Origin of the sequence: Thauera sp. WB-2, from assembly GCF_027594845.1 — a bacterium.
Classification (GTDB): Bacteria; Pseudomonadota; Gammaproteobacteria; order Burkholderiales; family Rhodocyclaceae; genus Thauera; species Thauera mechernichensis.
The window spans coordinates 1,115,218-1,130,773 of sequence record NZ_CP088935.1 but is presented as its reverse complement, the minus strand read 5'-3'; the positions used below and the strand labels follow the sequence as shown (position 1 = coordinate 1,130,773).

Here is a 15,556-nt window from a genome sequence, read left to right as displayed (position 1 = left end):
CCCTCAGCTGCGCAAGTTCAAGGCGCTGGTCCGCTGAGCCACCGCAGTCCAGCTCAGCATAGCGTGCGCGCGCTCCATCGCGGCCGCGCTCATCGTGTCACGGAATCCGCTGTCCCCCAGCAAGCGGCAGATCGCCTGCTGCAACTCGTCAAGGTTGCTCGTCTCTACCCTCAGCCCCGTCACGCCGTCGAGCACGGCTGAACCCGTCCCACCCGCGCGGCCGGCAATCGCGGCCTTACCGCACGCCGCCGCTTCAATATAAACAATTCCGAAGCCTTCGGTATCGCCTTCGATATCCCGATTGGCGAGGACGAAAAGGTCGCAGGCGTTGTACCAGCGCGGCAGATCGTCCATGGGCACATGACCGAGCAGGTGCACGCGCCCGCCCACACCGCACTCGTCAACCAGGCCGGCTAGATAGTCGCGATCCTCGCCGATGCCGATGACGGCGTAGTGCACGTCCACCCCGGCCTCGAGTACAGCGGGAAGGCAGCGGATCACAGTGTCGAAGCCCTTGCGCCGGCTCAAGCGGCCCACCGACAGGATGAGTCTCACCCCATCGGCCAGCCCCAGGCTGTCGCGCAGATCCTGAAAAGGCAGCCCGGGCCGGAAGCGTTCGGTATCGACACCGGGATGAATCACCTCGATGCGTTCGGGCGCGACCCCCATCTCCACCAGGGTGTCGTGGGTGAAGTCGCTGTTGGCGATCACCTTGTCCGCATGGCGCAGCGCAAAGCGCATGGCCCTGTACTTGTTGCCCCGCCCCCAGCCGGTAAGCTCCTCGCCATGTGCGTAGATCGCCACCGGCCGGCGGGTTAGGCGTGCGACCAGCCACGCCACCAGGCCCTCGGGCAATGCGCGGCCAGCATGGATGGCGTCGAAACGGTGGGTCAATGCCAGCCATAGCGAGGTAAAGAAGAAGCGCAGGTACATCAGCAGCGACTCCGGCTTCAGCCAGGGTACGCGCTTGAGCGACAGCCGGTGAATGGAGTTCGGGTGATCGCGGTCGTACTCCTCCGCGCCCGGCACATCCGCGGTGACGATGTGGATGTCCTTGCCGCCGAGGCGGCGATAGACCTCGTCGAACCATACGGCCGTGCCTCCCTTGGTCGGCAGAAAGAGTTCGGTCAGGACCAGATAGCGTTTTTGCATGATGGTTTCCAGTGCGGCGAGGCGGATGCTAACACCCTCAGTGCCGACCCGCTGCGGACGGAGTCACGGCGGCCAGCAGTCGCACGGCCATCGGCAACACGAAGTAGAGCCCGCACAACTTGAGCGGACGCGACAGGCCTGCCTCGGCAAGCAAACGGCGCAGGAATGTCACGCTGCGTGCACGCATGCTGCGCTGCCACAGCGCATGCTGCCGATCGGCATAGGCGTCGGCCAGCCGCTCCGTGCTGATGAAGCACACGTCGGGGTGACGCTCGACGACGCCAGCAAGTGCTCGCTCCAGTTCGGCCAGCGCGGTGTCGCCATGGTCAGCGTCGATGAAGCTCTCCCGATGCGTCTCGAGCAGGGTGGGTCGTCCCAGGGCGGTGCGCCGCGCCACAGCTTCCCACACCTGCTCCGCGCGGTGGCCGCGGATCGGCTCGAAGTAGGCATCTCGCACAAGGTAGCGCACACCGCTCTGCCCCGACTCTCCGTTGACGATACGTCGCGCGGATGCCGAGAGCGTGCCATCCGCGCCACGCGCCTGGTACTGACGCCCGCATGTGACGACACAACGTACCCCACTCTGCACCCAGGCACGCTCGACCGCGTCGTCCCACACAAAGGTATTCGGCACGGCAACCGGGGGACAAATGCCGAACAGGGTCAGAAAGAGCTCCGCTTCGTCCATGACCGCACGCCGGACCTCCGCTTCCGGCAAGGGGCGGCTCGGAAGCGTTCCGGCGTCCACCCAGCGACTCTGCAGCGTGGGCGGCAAGGCCTCGCTGCGTGCCTCGGGGTCCGCCAACCATGCGCGCAGCACGCCGTCCTGACGGGCACGCACAAGCAGCGACTCAGGCCAGCAGTGCTCAAGACCATGGCGCTGAAGTGTGAAGACCCCCATTTCACAGCCCTGCCGCATGGCCCCCACGATCGGCGCATAGCGTGCCTCGCCCAGGCCGCTACGGTGATAGTGTCCGCAGTCGTCGGCGAGAATGGCCGCGCCATCGGGCTTTCCCAGCACGACACCGAGCGTCATCACCGCAGGCCGATGCTCCCGGTCGCGCACTCGCGCAAGTATTGCTGCGATGCGCTGCAACGCTTGCGCATCCGCCTCTGGCCCCGGCCCCCAGTCGTCGCTCTCGACGATCAGCACCGGCCGCAGCAATGTGGGCTCGCGCCACAGTCGCAGCAGCAGGTCGCGGTTCGCGAAAAAAAACAACACCCATGCTGCAAGCAAAGAGAAACCGGCAATCAGGAGAAAAGCGTACATTTGTCCGGCAAGTCAGAAACACTAGAAATCAAAATAGATGAACTTCTGCGTCGGCCCGCCGAGCGTCACCAGCGCAATGACAAGCGATGCGTATGCCGTACCGCGCAGCAGAAACGGTACCCGCCACCACCAGTCAATCCCTCGGCGCCGGCAGACATCGACGATCCGGGGCTCGAGCAGAACGAAGACGACCGTCGACAGGACGCCCAGCGCCTGATAGAGACGTACAGGCGCAAGCACGACCGGTTCCGCCAGCCCCATCATCGCCACACAGATCTGCCATGCATCGGCAAAGGTCGGCGCACGAAAGAACACCCAGGTGAAATGTACGGTGACGAACATGACCGGCCAACCCATGAGAGAGACCAGGCGGTCAAGCCTGCCCCCCTCGCGGACGTCCAACAGCCGCAGAGCATTGTTCAGCAGGCGATTGAGCACCAACAGAGCACCATGCAGGAACCCCCAGAACACGAAGGTCCAGTTGGCGCCGTGCCACAGACCGCCCAGCAACATCGTCAGCATGAGGTTGCGATACGTATCGAAGCGCCCGCCCCGGTTGCCGCCAAGCGAGACATAGAGGTAGTCGCGTAGCCAGCGGGACAAGGTGATGTGCCACCGGCGCCAGAACTCGGACGGGTTGCGGCTGATGTAGGGGAACTGGAAGTTCAGCGGCAAGACGACCCCGAACATGCGCGCGAGCCCAAGCGCCATCTCACTGTAGCCCGAGAAATCCAGGTAGATCATCATCCCGAAGGCAAGCGTGGCCAGCCAAGCCCGCATCAGGTCCAGACGCTCTGGATGGGCATAGAGGTCATCGACAACCGGCCCCAGGTTGTCAGCAAAAAGCGCCTTCTTGATCAGGCCACCGACAAATATGAAGGCCCCTATCCTGAGGTTGTCCCAAGCGATCGGCTTGAGGGTCTGCAACTGCTCGACCAACTCATGAACGTGCAGGATGGGGCCGGCAATGAGTTGCGGGAAGAACGTGACGTAAAGACACCAGTCTCGATAGCCGATCTCTTTCGTGCAGTCACCACGATAGACGTCGATCATTGCACTGAGCATCTGGAACGTATAGAAGCTGATTCCCAGTGGCAGCACCCAGTCGATCCAGCCCGGCCGTGCAACGACCACCTCGCCACCTACGGCGCTGGCCACCCACAAGGCGGACTCGATGATCAGCCCAAGATACTTGAAGCCCGCGAGCACCCCGAGATCAGCGACGATCACGACCGTTAGCAACGCACGGGATCGCGTCTTCAGCATGGCCCTGTAGGCATACCAGTTGGCCGTGACGGAAAGACCGATCAGCAACAGGTAGATCGGCTTCCAGCTCGCGTAGAACAGAATGCTGGCCGCCAGCAGTACGCCCGCCCGCTGCCCCGGCGTACGCGCACCAGCGTACACTGCCAGCACCGCGATGAAGAAGAGCATGAAGCTCGCGCTACTGAAGATCATAGTGCGCCCACCCGCTCCACCTCGCCGTGCGTTCCTCCCGAGAGCGCCCGCCCGAGTGCACGGCTGAAATACTGGGCCCCCAGATCGTTCAGATGACCCGCGTTGACGAAACCTTCAGGCGGCAGCTTCAGATCGGCGGACAAAGCGAACATTGGAACCCCTCGTGCGAGCAACTCCCGACGCAAGGCAAGGTAGGGCGATGAGGCGGGGTGCGCACCCTCAAGGTAGAGCACACGGCGGTTGAGCAAGGGGGGAAAGACGACCACAACGCTCACCTGCCGTCGTTCAAGGAGGTCGAGCAAGCTCCAGAAGTCCGCAACCACCTTCGGGTCCGGCGGATGGGTGGAGCCCGCTTCCTGGCGCGCCACCTGCCCGGCGTCCTGGTTGTCGCCAAACCCGGGGCGATACCCGAGCCGCTCGGCGGCCCCGCCCCCGACTGGTTCGACCTCCTCCGTCAGCGCTGTCGCGAACTGGACCAGCTTCGCCGGCTCACGCAACTGTTTCAGGTTATCGGCGTAGCCCCACAGCCTCAACGTTGAGCGCAGATAGGCCTGCGCGCCCTCTTCCCATATATCCGGCTGACCAAAGAAAACATCATAGCCAAGCGCATCCCCGGCGTGGAGCAGGCTCTCGTCCAGCCCGATCAGCACGCGCTCGACCTTTCCGCGCCCAAACAAACCGCGCTCGTCAAACCGATGGGCGATCCCAAGCAAGGCGCTCGCATTGGCCCCCGGCAAGCCCAGGTTGAAGCCGCCGCGCCCCGCAGCGAAAGCAGCACCCAGCGTGCGCGGATCGATCGCGTTATCCACTCGGCTGTTGCCCAACACGAGCATGCGAGGAGCTTGCTGCTCCACATACAGAACTTTGTCATACGCCCGACCTACCGCGAACACCGAGCGCAATCGATGCATGAATACATCCGAATGGAGGAGCGCCTCGGCGCCAAGCAGGAGCGCCACAGCGCATACGACACCCGCGCCGGGCATGCCCGCTCTCCACCAGCCATTGATGCGCATCGCCATGAACTTGATCCCGAGTGATTCGTGCCGCACTTGCCCGCTTGCAACCTCGGCTACCATAGTGGCCATTCCGATGGGTTTGGGCATTTTAGAGCGATGACATCAAGACGAGTACTTTGCGGCTGGGTTAACTTCGACGAACGTGTTGCATCGCACGATGCCTTGCACGCGATGCTGGCAGCCGAAGGGCTGTCGTCCGCCGACATGCAGGTGCAGGCCAGCGATGCCGGCATGCTCGCCACCAGCCACCCGGCCTGCTCTACGGCAACCGATCTTGGCGCAGGTTGTCTGGCTGCAGTGCTCGGGCGGCCGCGCTGGGCCGATGCCTCACTCGCCGCGCGCGCCCGCGCGGAAGGCGTGGCCGCGGCCGCGCTGGCGGCTTACCGCGATGGCGGCGAAGCCTCTCTGGGCAGACTGCAGGGCAATTTCGCCATCGTGCTGATCGACATGCGTCAACGGCGGGCCCTGCTCGCGATCGACCGCACCGGCACCGAGCGCCTGTGCTTCGCCCAAGTGGGCGCGACGCTCGTCTTCTCCACCAGCGCGCGCGCGGTGGCGAAGCACCCGCTGGTTTCGGCCCCGATCGACCGGCAGGCGCTGTTCGAGTACCTCTACTGCCACATGGTACCCAGCCCCGACACCGCCTTTACCGGCATCACCAAGCTGTTGCCTGCACAATGCGCCAGCTTCGACGGCAGGAACGCAGTGCGAAACTTTCACTGGCAGCTTGCCTACGACGCCAGCGCCACAGGCGACGAAGCCGCACTGCGCAAGCGCTTCCTTGACCTCACCGAACAAGCCGTAGCCCGCCAGGCCGACGATGGCCGCCCAACCGGCGCTTTCCTCTCCGGCGGCACCGACAGCTCCACCGTCAGCGGCATGCTGGGCAAGGTCAGCGGCAAACCGGCCGAGACCTTCTCGATCGGCTTCGACGCCCAGGGCTTCGACGAGTTGGAATTCGCCCGCATCACCTCCCGCCATTTCGGCACCAATGCGCACGAGTACTACGTGACCGCCGACGATGTCGTCGAGGCGATGCCGCTCATTGCCGCGGCCTACGATGAACCATTCGGCAACGCATCCGCGGCACCGACCTATTTCTGCGCGCGCATGGCGCGCGAGCACGGCATCGAAGTGGTGCTGGCCGGCGACGGCGGCGACGAGTTCTTCGGCGGCAACGAACGCTATGCCAAACAGGGCGTCTTCGAGCATTACCACCGCGTCCCGCCCGTGCTGCGCAATCTGCTGGAGCCGGTGGTGATGCACTTTCCACTGGGCGCGTCGATCATGCCAGTGCGCAAGGCGCGCAGCTACATCGAGCAGGCACGGGTGCCCTTGCCAGACCGCATGGAGACCTACAACTTCCTGCACCGCAGCCCGCTGCAAGACATCTTCGAGCCTGAATTCCTCTCCGCGATCGACACCAACCGCCCGCTGGAGCTCGCGCGCGAGGCCTACTTCCGTTGCGCTTCACCCGAGCCGATCGAGCGCATGATGCACCTCGACCACAAGATCACGCTGGCCGACAACGATCTGCGCAAAGTCACGCGCATGTGCGAGGCCGCCGGCGTGGAGGTGCGCTTCCCCTTCCTCGACGACGACCTCGTCGCCTTCTCCGGGCAGCTCACGCCAGAACAGAAAGTGCGCAAGGGCCGGCTGCGCGTGCTGTTCAAGGACGCCCTGCGCGGCTTCCTGCCCGACGAGACCATCTCCAAGAGCAAGCACGGCTTCGGCCTGCCTTTCGGACTGTGGCTGAACGCGCACGCACCGCTCAAGGCGCTGGCCGAAGACGCCCTGGCCAGCCTGGGCCGGCGCGGTATCGTGAAACCGGCGTACCTGGCCTACCTACGTCGCGAACACGCCAGCGGCCATGCAAGCTATTATGGCGTCATGATCTGGGTACTGGTGGAACTGGAGCTCTGGCTCCAAGCCAACGCGTGACGAGAGCCGGCACGCATTTTCGTTCCCGGGGGGCATGGTGTTGAAGCCTCTCTTCCTGCGCTTGGCGAAGGGCCTGGGGCTGTTCGCGCTGTCCAGGATGCTGACGCGGGGGCAGCTGCGCATCCTGTGCTATCACGGCATATGGCTGGGCGGGGAACCGCACTACGGCGACTGCCTGTTCATGAGCGCGGACCGTTTCCGCAAGCGCATGGCACTGCTCGCGCGATGCGGGTACCGGGTCATCCCGCTGCGCCAGGCCTGCGACGACTTGGCCAACCGGCGCGTCCGTACCCGCGATGTCGTAATCACCATTGACGATGGCTGGGTCGGCACCTATCTCCACATGCTGCCCGTTCTCGAGCAACACGGTTACCCTGCAAGCCTGTACCTGACGACAAGGGATGTCGTGGATCAGGAGCCGGTCGTCTACGTGCTGGCCACCTTTCTTGCCGGCCGCGCCATCCACCCACCCGACCTGCGGCGCCTGTTCCCCGACCAGACACTGCCACACCCCTCCACGCAGCAGCTATCACGCGCAATCGCCGCCCGGATCCTGTCCCAGCCCACAGCAGCAGCCAGGCGGGCCGAAACCCTCAGGATCGCCGATCTGCTCGGCATCGACCTCGATAACCTGGAAGCCCGCAGGGTCTTCATGCTCATGAAGCCAGGGGAGGTACGCGATGCTCACGAAAGGGGCCTGGACATTCAGCTCCACACCCATTCGCATCGGATGCATGGCTTCAACCCCGACCGGCTGCGCCAAGAGCTCGAACGCAACCGTGATGTACTCGGCCAGATGCTTGGCAAAGCCCCCGCGCAGCTGAACCACTTCTGCTACCCGAGCGGCCTCTACCGGCCCGAGCTGTTTCCGGTCCTTGCAAGCAGCGGCATCCAGTCCGCCACCACGACCGAATTCGGACTCAACCCCCCTGGCACTTCACCTTACGCGCTCAAGCGCATCCTCGACGGCGAATCCCTCTCCGACATCGAGTTTGAGGCCCGTCTGAGCGGATTCTGGAGCCTCATGTCGGCACTGCGCTCGCGCCTGGGGCAGATCGTGCGCACAGTCGGATCCCTGAAGCGCGATACGATAGCCTGACCCAGCCGAGCAGAGCCCACATGACACGCTTCGATACGCTCTCCGCCAGCACCAGAGATGCCTGGGCAGAGACCTGTGACCGGTTGTGCTTGCCACCCGAGAATGCACGGCGACTCGTATCGGGACTCATGCTCACGCTCGAAGGCACAAGCGGCAAGCATCCGCCGCGGCCACGCGGCTATACCGATCTGCCCGCGGCCTTTCATGCACAGGTGAGCGCATTCGCGCATGGCGAACCCGCGGGCCAGGCCCAAGGACTGCTGGATCTACTTCTCCTGGAGTTCATCCGGCAGTTCGAGAGGCGATTCACGCAGGCGGCGCTCCCGGAGAGCCTGCTACCGTACTACCTCGAAAACCTCGATCGCATGCTGCAGCGCACGACACAGTCCCCCCAGTGGGCCCGCTCGTCACGCGACGACATCTTTCTGAAGGATCTCGGCATTCTGCGCATGTGGCTCATCCCTTGCGCGTCCCATCTGGTCTACCGTCACTCGGGAGTGCCGCGCTCGCTTGTTCTGCGGCAGGCACCGGGCAATCTCATGCGCGCCCTGGTGTACTTCGGGCTGCGCAGCCACGGCTTCGCACCTTTCCTCGAAAACCATGTTCACCCGGCGATGCTGTCGCACTTCAACCCGGAAGGACGGCAACGCTGCTACGCCCTCGTCGCCGAACTGTTGCAGCGCTGGCCCGAAAGCCGGGGGCTGATGGGCATCAGTTGGTACTACGATCCGGCAGTCCGCACCATCAGCCCGCACCTTGCCTACCTGCGTGATGAACCAGAGCGAGGTGGCGCACTTTTCCTTCCCGCAGGCAGCGGCCCCGATGCCATAGCGGGCGCAACAGCCACCTCGGACACCCGACGGCGCCTTCATGAACAGGGTCGATACACACCGACCCGCTACCTGATGGCCTGGTCCCGCACAGCCCTGATGAACGCTCATGGGGTCTAGCCCCCGCGCTGGCGCCTGGATGCAGAACCGAACGCGGGCGGCGGCCGCCCGGCGCTGCTCCTTGCTCTTCTGCTAGGACAGCGCCATTCGGCCCGTGTCTCGCTCCAGTGGTGCTCTATCCCGCTGCAGAGCAGGCTGTTGCCCCCGCATCGCATCCAGTTCCTTCTGAACCAGGATCTTCGAGATCACGATGATGGCGATCAGATGGTAGAAGAGGTCGAAGTACTGCAGGCCGAGGAAGGACCCCGCAGACATGTAGCCGATCAGGCTCACCTGGACCATCGCCGCAAGGTCGCGCGCCCAGGTCAATGATGCATGCGGCTTCGACCAGCGGATGACCTGCGAAGCCGACAGCCAGGTGAAGATGTGCAGCAGCACGAACATGCCCAGGCCCACCCAGCCAAGTTCGCCCAGCACACCGAACCAGTTACTGTGCGAATCCGTGCCCCCGTAGCCGGTGATCGCGCGGAAACCACCGCCGAAGAAGAACATGTTCGCCAGCGTGATGGCATTTCCCCAGGCGTAGATCCGCCCCATCGCGGAGGCATCCTCGTCGTAGGTCTGGATCGTATGCATGCGCTCGAACCACTCCGGCGGCATCACGTAAAGCACCACCAGGAAGACCGGGATCAGCGCCAGGATGACACCAAAACGGTTGCGTGCCTTCATCAGGAAAAAGAACCCGACGGCGGCAAGGCCGACCAAGGCCCCACGCGAATTGGTACCGATGATCGCAACCAGGGTCAGCGCACCACCGGCCAGCAGCGCGCGCCTTGCCCAGACATTCGTGGTCTGAAGCCTGACATACCAGAGCAGCGGCACGGTCATGAGCAGTGCCAGTCCGACCGAGTTGCGGTCTGCGATGAAGGAGCCCGACGGCCCCATCACGTTGTTTCCACTCCCGCCGGTCAGGATGAACACCCCGCCCTTGAAACCATAGAAGCCGATCGACAGCGCAATCACCACCACCAGCCAGTGCAGCCGCTGCCTGTCGGTGATCAGCATCATGGTGATGTAGGTCATGAGGATGATCCGCCACACCTTGTCCCATTGCGGCCAGGCCATGCCTGGATACTGGGCCATCAGGGTGGATACGAACATCCAGCCGGTGAAGATCAGCAGCAATACGGTCTCGCGCGTCCACGGGATGCGCTTTTCCTCCTTGCAGAACAGGATTGCCGCAAACGTGGTCAGTGCCACGATAAGCGCCACCGGCATCGAGGTGACGAAGCCCCAGGCCATGCGATGCGGATTCATGTAGCCCAGCCAGGACCACATCAGGATGCCGAGCCACGGCCTCTTGAGGATGAAGGGCAGCGAACCGAAGACGACGAGCGCGACGAACAGATCCCTCATGCCGCCCCCGCCGCGTCGACCTTGCTCACGATATAGCGATACTTCCCGGACTTCTCCGGCGGGATCTCATCGACCTGCTCCACCTCGACGCTCACCCCCGCTCCCAGGCGCGCACACAGGCCGCGCTGGATACGCTCTACGGTCGCGCCATCGAAGCCTGCGCCGGGTACGACCTGCACCCGCGTCAACTCCAGGCTCTCCTGCACCACACGGAAGCCCCCCACCTGCGGTAGGTCGCGCAGCACGTAGATCAGCGCCAGCCCATGCATCACGGTGCCATCACGGGCGACGACGAAGTCGGTCGTGCGTCCCTGGATCTCCTTGAGCATGGGCAGGCCGCGGCCACATGCGCACGCGCCGGTGTCCAGCGTGGCGACATCGCCGGTGCGATAGCGGATGAAGGGAAACTCCCGCGTCGCCAGGTGGGTGACCACGATCTCACCCGACTCACCGGCCGGCACCACCTGGCCAGCGCTGTCGACGATCTCGACGACGACGTCCTCGGCGGTCAGGTGCATGCCGCCCTCCGGGCACTGGTGGGCAATGAAGCCGGCATCCCGGGAGCCGTACCCATTGGCGACCGGGCAGCCGAAGGTGCTTTCGATTAGCTCGCGCTGATGCTCGTACAGGCGCTCGGAGGTGCAGAACGCCACCTTGATGCCGAGCCCGTCCATGCGGACCCCGCGCCTATTTGCATGCTGGGCAATGTGCGAGAGTGCCGACGGATAGCCGAACAGCATTTTCGGCCGGCGGACACGAATGCGCTCGATGAAGCCGTCGAGCTTGGCATCGGACATCTCGAATGCCGGCAGCAACTCGGTACGCAGGAGTTTGTCGCGAACGGCGCGGATGCGGTCCTGAGCGCTCAGTTCGATCGGCGAGCCCCAGACGACGATCTCCGGATCGCCGATGTCGACACCCCACCAACGCGTTGCGCGCCACTTGGCCGCGACGTCGTGGCTGACACGCTCGTTACCGATGTAGAAGATCAGCGGCTCGCCGCTCGACCCCCCCGTATTGAAGCGCGCCAGCGCACCAGCATCGTCGGCCTTCAAGTCGTCGGTATGCGCACGGATCTCGGCCTTGGTCAGGAACGGCAGCTTGCCGAGATCCGAGATCGACTGCACCTGCTCGGGGTCGAAGCCGACACGGGCAAAGAGCGCCTTGTAATAGGGCACGTGCTGTCCGGCATGGCGCAGCAGAGCACGCAGGCGCTCGACCTGGAATCGCGCCAGGCGCTCACGCGACCACCACTGGCTGTCCTCGAGCTGCTTGCGGACGGCGACCGTGTCATGGCGCTTGAGGCGCTCGTGTAACGGGAACACCACATCCGCGATGAAGCGCGTGTAGGGCGAGCGCGCATCCTTGTTCATCAGTCGCTCCCGGCCCGCCATCAGCGTTCAGCCGTCTGCTGCAGCATCGACTGCAGCGCCGGGCCGGCATCCTCGATGAAGGCCTTCAGGCGGGCCTCGCCGGTCTCGCCATGACCTTCCACATACGCGGTGCTGAACATGACCACGGCCGAGTCGTCACCTTCGCCCGTGAGGCGCGACAAGGCAAGATAGACCTTCGCAACATAGGGACTCACCGTCCACCGACCGTCGATCCAGTTGGTGTACCAGACCATCATGCGCCGCCCGTCGTTGCTGAGCATGGTCAGGCCACGCAAGGGGACGGCACGATCGCCAATCTGAATCGAGTGCAGGCTCTCGCCCGTGCGCCGCCACACCGGGTGCTTGCTGACCAGCACCCGGTTGTCGAAGTTGATGAGCTCCTCGCCAGGCCCCTGGTTGCGATAGAAGCCGACATAGAGACCGACTGCCCCGTCTTCGCCGGCCCAGGTCTGGGTGAGCTTGCCGCGCATGCCGGAATAGCTCGGCTCCCACTCCGGCAAGCTGGCAGCGCTCGCCGGCTGCCACGTCGCAGGCAGGGAGAATGCCGCGAACGCCACCGGCCCATGCTGCCCCTGGCGATCGATGAAGGCCAGCACCGGGTTCCACATCGACACCACCACGACGGCAGCGACCAGCCAGCCGGCACGACCGGCACGCGCAGTACCGGCCGTCGTCGGTGTCGAGACCGGTGCCGCCGGCGCCGACTCCTCCGGCTCCTGCCAGCGCGAACCGACCCAGAACAGGATCATGATGATGATGCCGAAGAACACCCAGCCATAAATGAGGTGATCCGCCCCGGCGGCCAGCTTGTTGTCGGTGAGATGGCCGAGCATCACGATGCCGTAGGCGCGCAACCAGTTGGCGAACACCGGCAGAACGATGGAGGCGGCGACAAAGATGAGCCGCCGGCGGGTCGAGGTGTAGTTGAGATAAGCGAACAGGCTGCCGACCACCACCGAGGCCATCAGGTAGCGCACGCCGCTGCAGCCCTCGACCACTTCCCAACGCCCCGACGGGATGACCAGGTTGTAGCCTTCGGCATAAACCGGCACGCCCGACGCGCGCACGGCCCAGATGATGAAGTTGGCGGTCCAGTCCATCATGCTCGGGAACATGAACTCGCCGAACGGCACCATGAAGAACAGGAAGCCGATCGGGAAGGCATAGGTGCGTATCACCGCCGTGCCCATCACCGCCCAGACAAAGGCCACCAGCATGCCGACGACGGCGAACTGGGACACGGCATCGACGCTGGCAAGCTCGCCGAGCAGCCATGCAAAGCCCGCGCCGACGCCAAGCACGACGCCCAGCAGCGACGGTTCGATCGGCAGGTTGCGGATGAAGTGGCGCCGCCGCCAGACCAGCCAGGCCGAGATCGGCGCAATCACGAAGCCGTGGGCGAAGGTCTCCGAGCGATCCCAGATGTGGACCATCGCCATGAAGGTGTCGCCGTACCAGAACAACAGCCACAGCAGACCGACGGCAAGTACCGCGAGGTGAAGCCTGCGTGCGGGCGCATCACCTGCAGCGTTGGCTTGGCCAGGATCGTGGCTGGCATTGGTCACACTCATTGCACCTTCCTTCATGTTCATTTGCGCCTTGCTTCCTCGCCCTGCATCGCATCCTGGTAGGCCGCAAGCAGTTCGGCACGCACCGAGGGCCAGCAGTAGCGTTGCACCTCATCGAGCCCGCGCGCCCTCAGCGCCTCGTAAAGGGCCGCATCATCCAGCACCGCCCGCACCGCCTCGGCAAGCGCCGCCGCATCATCGACAGCGACAAGCATCGCAGTTCGCCTATGCTCGACCATGAAGGGGATGCCGCCGGCCGCGGTCGTGACCACCGGCAGGCCGCTTGCCAATGCCTCGAGGATCGCGTTGGGCATGTTATCCACTCTGCTCGCATTGAGCATGAGATCTGCATCACGGTAGAGCGCAGCCATCTCGTCGCGATCGAGCCGACCGCTGAACCTGACACGGTCGGCGACGCCAAGTTCGCGCGCAAGCCGTTCCAGCGCCTGCGCCTGAGGTCCTTCCCCGGCGAGTGTCAGGGTCGCCGCGGGATAGTGCGCGGACAGCAGTGCGAACGCATGCAGCGCAGTATCGTTGCCGTAGATGGCTTCGAGATTACGCGCCACCAGCAGGTGCGGGGCCGCAGCCGGCCGACGCGGCTGCGGCGCGGGATGGAAGCGCGCCAGGTCGATGATGTTGGGAACGATGCGCGCCGGCATGCCATGCTGCGCAAAGACCTTACGCAGAAAGCCGGAGGGTACGGCAAGCAGCGCAGCACGGCGCATGCTCGTGCGCACGGCGCCGGCGGCGTGCGCAAGAAAGCTGCCGGCCTCGCCACCGCGGTAGTTCACCACCACCGCCACGCCACGCAGGCTCGCAATCCACACCGCAGGGGCCGCGAACAAGTGCCAGGACCAGCCCGAGTTGGCCATCACATGGGCAACGTCTGCCCGCCCTGCCCCGCGCCAGAGCTGGACGAGATAGGGCAGCAGCCGAAACAGGGCACGGATGCCCTTGAGACGCTCGGCCCATGCCGGACGATACGGCGCATTGACGCGCACCAGCTCGACGCTCGCCCCCTCGCTGCGCAGCAGTTCGGCGAGCTGCCGCGTCTGGTTGGCCATGCCGCCGGCGGGGGGCGGCAACGGCCCGACGAGCAGGACACGAAGACCGGAAAACGACATCCGCGTGCGCTCAGGCTGCGCGCCGGGTACGACCGGCGAGTGCCTCATACACTGCACGGTAATGGGCGACGCTGTTCGTCCAGTTTCGCACTTCCTCGACAAAGTGGCGCCCTGCCGCGCGCATGGTCGGCCAGCGTCCGCGGTCGGCGAGCATGGCGTCGATGGCGGCGGCGAGTGCCTCGGCGCTCCCGGCCTTGAACAGCTTGCCGGTCTCGCCGTCGCGGATCAGTTCCTTGTGGCCGCCGACGTCCGAGGCCACGAACAGCCGCCCCTGGGCCATCGCCTCGAGCGGCTTGAGCGGAGTGACGAGTTCGGTCAGGCGCATGGAGTGACGCGGATAGGCAAGCAGGTCGATCTGGTCGTAGTAGCGACTGACTTCGCTGTGCGGCACCCGGCCGGTAAACACCACCTTGTCCGCCACCCCCAAACGCTCGGTCTGAGCCTTTAGCTTGGCGTCCTGCGGACCGCCACCAACCAGCAGCAGACGCAGATCGGGGCGCTTGGCGAGCAGCGCGGGGAAGGCGTCGAGCAGCAGATCCAGGCCTTCGTAGGCGTAGAACGAACCGACGAAGCCGATGGTCGTGCAGCCCTCCAGCCCCAGCACCCGGCGCAGAATCGGGTCCGCGTCGCCCGAGAGCTGAAAGCCTTCTACATCCACCGCATTCGGGATCACCGTGACCCTGGCCGCCGGAATGCCGCGCGCGACGATATCCGCGCGCAGGCCTTCGCAGATGGTGAAGGCGTGATCGACCCGCTTGAGCGCCCAGGTCTCCATGGCACGCGTGGCGCGATAACGCAGGCTGCCCTCGGCCGTCGTGCCGTGATCGACCGCAGCGTCTTCCCAGAAGGCGCGAATCTCATACACCACCGGGATTCCAAGCCGCTTGCCCACGCGGATGGCGGGGATGGCATTGAGCACCGGCGAGTGCGCGTGCAGTACATCGGGCCTGAGCTCCCGCGCAAGCTGCTCCAGCCGGGCCTCGGTCGCACGCATCAGGCGCAACTCGTTGATCCCGGCCGGGCCGGGCGCAGGCACCGGACTGCGGTAGAAGCGCAGGCCGTCGACATCCTCCACCTCGGCCGCAACCTGGCCCTGCTTGGGCGACGTCAGGTGAAAGGTCTCCCAGCCCAGTGCCCGCTGCTCACGCAGGATGGCTGCAGTGCGGAAGGTATAGCCGCTGTGCAGCGGGATGGAGTGGTCGAGGATGTGAAGGATGCGCATGAG

The 15,556-nt window shown here is 64.9% G+C and carries 12 protein-coding genes; 3 read left to right on the top strand and 9 right to left on the bottom strand.

Going from position 1 to position 15,556, the window contains the following annotated elements; genetic code table 11:
• Positions 1–3: 3 nt before the first annotated feature.
• Genes LQF09_RS05205 through LQF09_RS05190 form a run of 4 tightly spaced genes read right to left on the bottom strand, consistent with a single transcriptional unit; the run spans position 4 to position 4,902 of the window.
• Positions 4–1,152 carry a glycosyltransferase family 4 protein gene (locus tag LQF09_RS05205; protein ID WP_270069370.1) on the bottom strand — a complete coding sequence of 383 codons (1,149 nt, stop codon included), beginning with the start codon at positions 1,150–1,152 and terminating at the stop codon, positions 4–6.
• Between the two features lie 37 nt (positions 1,153–1,189).
• A complete protein-coding gene (locus LQF09_RS05200) occupies positions 1,190–2,422 on the bottom strand; it encodes a hypothetical protein (protein ID WP_270069369.1) in 1,233 nt (410 codons plus the stop codon).
• A gap of 21 nt (positions 2,423–2,443) precedes the next feature.
• Positions 2,444–3,856: an MBOAT family O-acyltransferase gene (locus LQF09_RS05195; RefSeq protein WP_270069368.1), complete on the bottom strand. Its 1,413-nt coding sequence runs from the start codon at positions 3,854–3,856 to the stop codon at positions 2,444–2,446.
• Between the two features lie 20 nt (positions 3,857–3,876).
• Entirely contained in the window at positions 3,877–4,902 is a 1,026-nt protein-coding gene (locus LQF09_RS05190) for a hypothetical protein (RefSeq protein ID WP_270069367.1), read from the bottom strand.
• Positions 4,903–4,995: 93 nt separating this feature from the next.
• On the opposite strand from LQF09_RS05190, the gene LQF09_RS05185 reads away from it, so the two are divergent.
• Genes LQF09_RS05185 through LQF09_RS05175 form a run of 3 tightly spaced genes read left to right on the top strand, consistent with a single transcriptional unit; the run spans position 4,996 to position 8,889 of the window.
• Positions 4,996–6,840, top strand: coding sequence for an asparagine synthetase B family protein (locus LQF09_RS05185; protein WP_270069366.1), 1,845 nt, complete (start codon positions 4,996–4,998; stop codon positions 6,838–6,840).
• A 34-nt stretch (positions 6,841–6,874) separates the two neighbouring features.
• The gene (locus LQF09_RS05180) at positions 6,875–7,939 is read left to right on the top strand and encodes a polysaccharide deacetylase family protein (protein ID WP_270069365.1); all 1,065 of its coding nucleotides are present in this window, start codon (positions 6,875–6,877) and stop codon (positions 7,937–7,939) included.
• A gap of 20 nt (positions 7,940–7,959) precedes the next feature.
• Positions 7,960–8,889, top strand: coding sequence for a hypothetical protein (locus tag LQF09_RS05175; RefSeq protein ID WP_270069364.1), 930 nt, complete (start codon positions 7,960–7,962; stop codon positions 8,887–8,889).
• Between the two features lie 72 nt (positions 8,890–8,961).
• Here LQF09_RS05175 and LQF09_RS05170 read toward each other — a convergent pair whose 3' ends face one another.
• The 5 genes from LQF09_RS05170 to LQF09_RS05150 are packed head-to-tail and all read right to left on the bottom strand — an operon-like array spanning position 8,962 to position 15,553.
• Entirely contained in the window at positions 8,962–10,245 is a 1,284-nt protein-coding gene (locus LQF09_RS05170; protein ID WP_002926884.1) for a putative O-glycosylation ligase, exosortase A system-associated, read from the bottom strand.
• Complete coding sequence (locus LQF09_RS05165) at positions 10,242–11,618, bottom strand: phenylacetate--CoA ligase family protein (RefSeq protein ID WP_443081773.1); 1,377 nt, start codon at positions 11,616–11,618, stop codon at positions 10,242–10,244. The genes LQF09_RS05170 and LQF09_RS05165 overlap by 4 nt, the downstream gene beginning before the upstream one ends.
• Before the next feature lie 20 nt (positions 11,619–11,638).
• Positions 11,639–13,210: an exosortase A gene (gene xrtA / locus LQF09_RS05160; RefSeq protein WP_270069362.1), complete on the bottom strand. Its 1,572-nt coding sequence runs from the start codon at positions 13,208–13,210 to the stop codon at positions 11,639–11,641.
• 17 nt (positions 13,211–13,227) lie between these two features.
• A complete protein-coding gene (locus tag LQF09_RS05155; protein WP_270069361.1) occupies positions 13,228–14,331 on the bottom strand; it encodes a glycosyltransferase family 4 protein in 1,104 nt (367 codons plus the stop codon).
• A gap of 10 nt (positions 14,332–14,341) precedes the next feature.
• The gene (locus LQF09_RS05150; RefSeq protein ID WP_270069360.1) at positions 14,342–15,553 is read right to left on the bottom strand and encodes a TIGR04063 family PEP-CTERM/XrtA system glycosyltransferase; all 1,212 of its coding nucleotides are present in this window, start codon (positions 15,551–15,553) and stop codon (positions 14,342–14,344) included.
• Positions 15,554–15,556 lie beyond the last annotated feature (3 nt).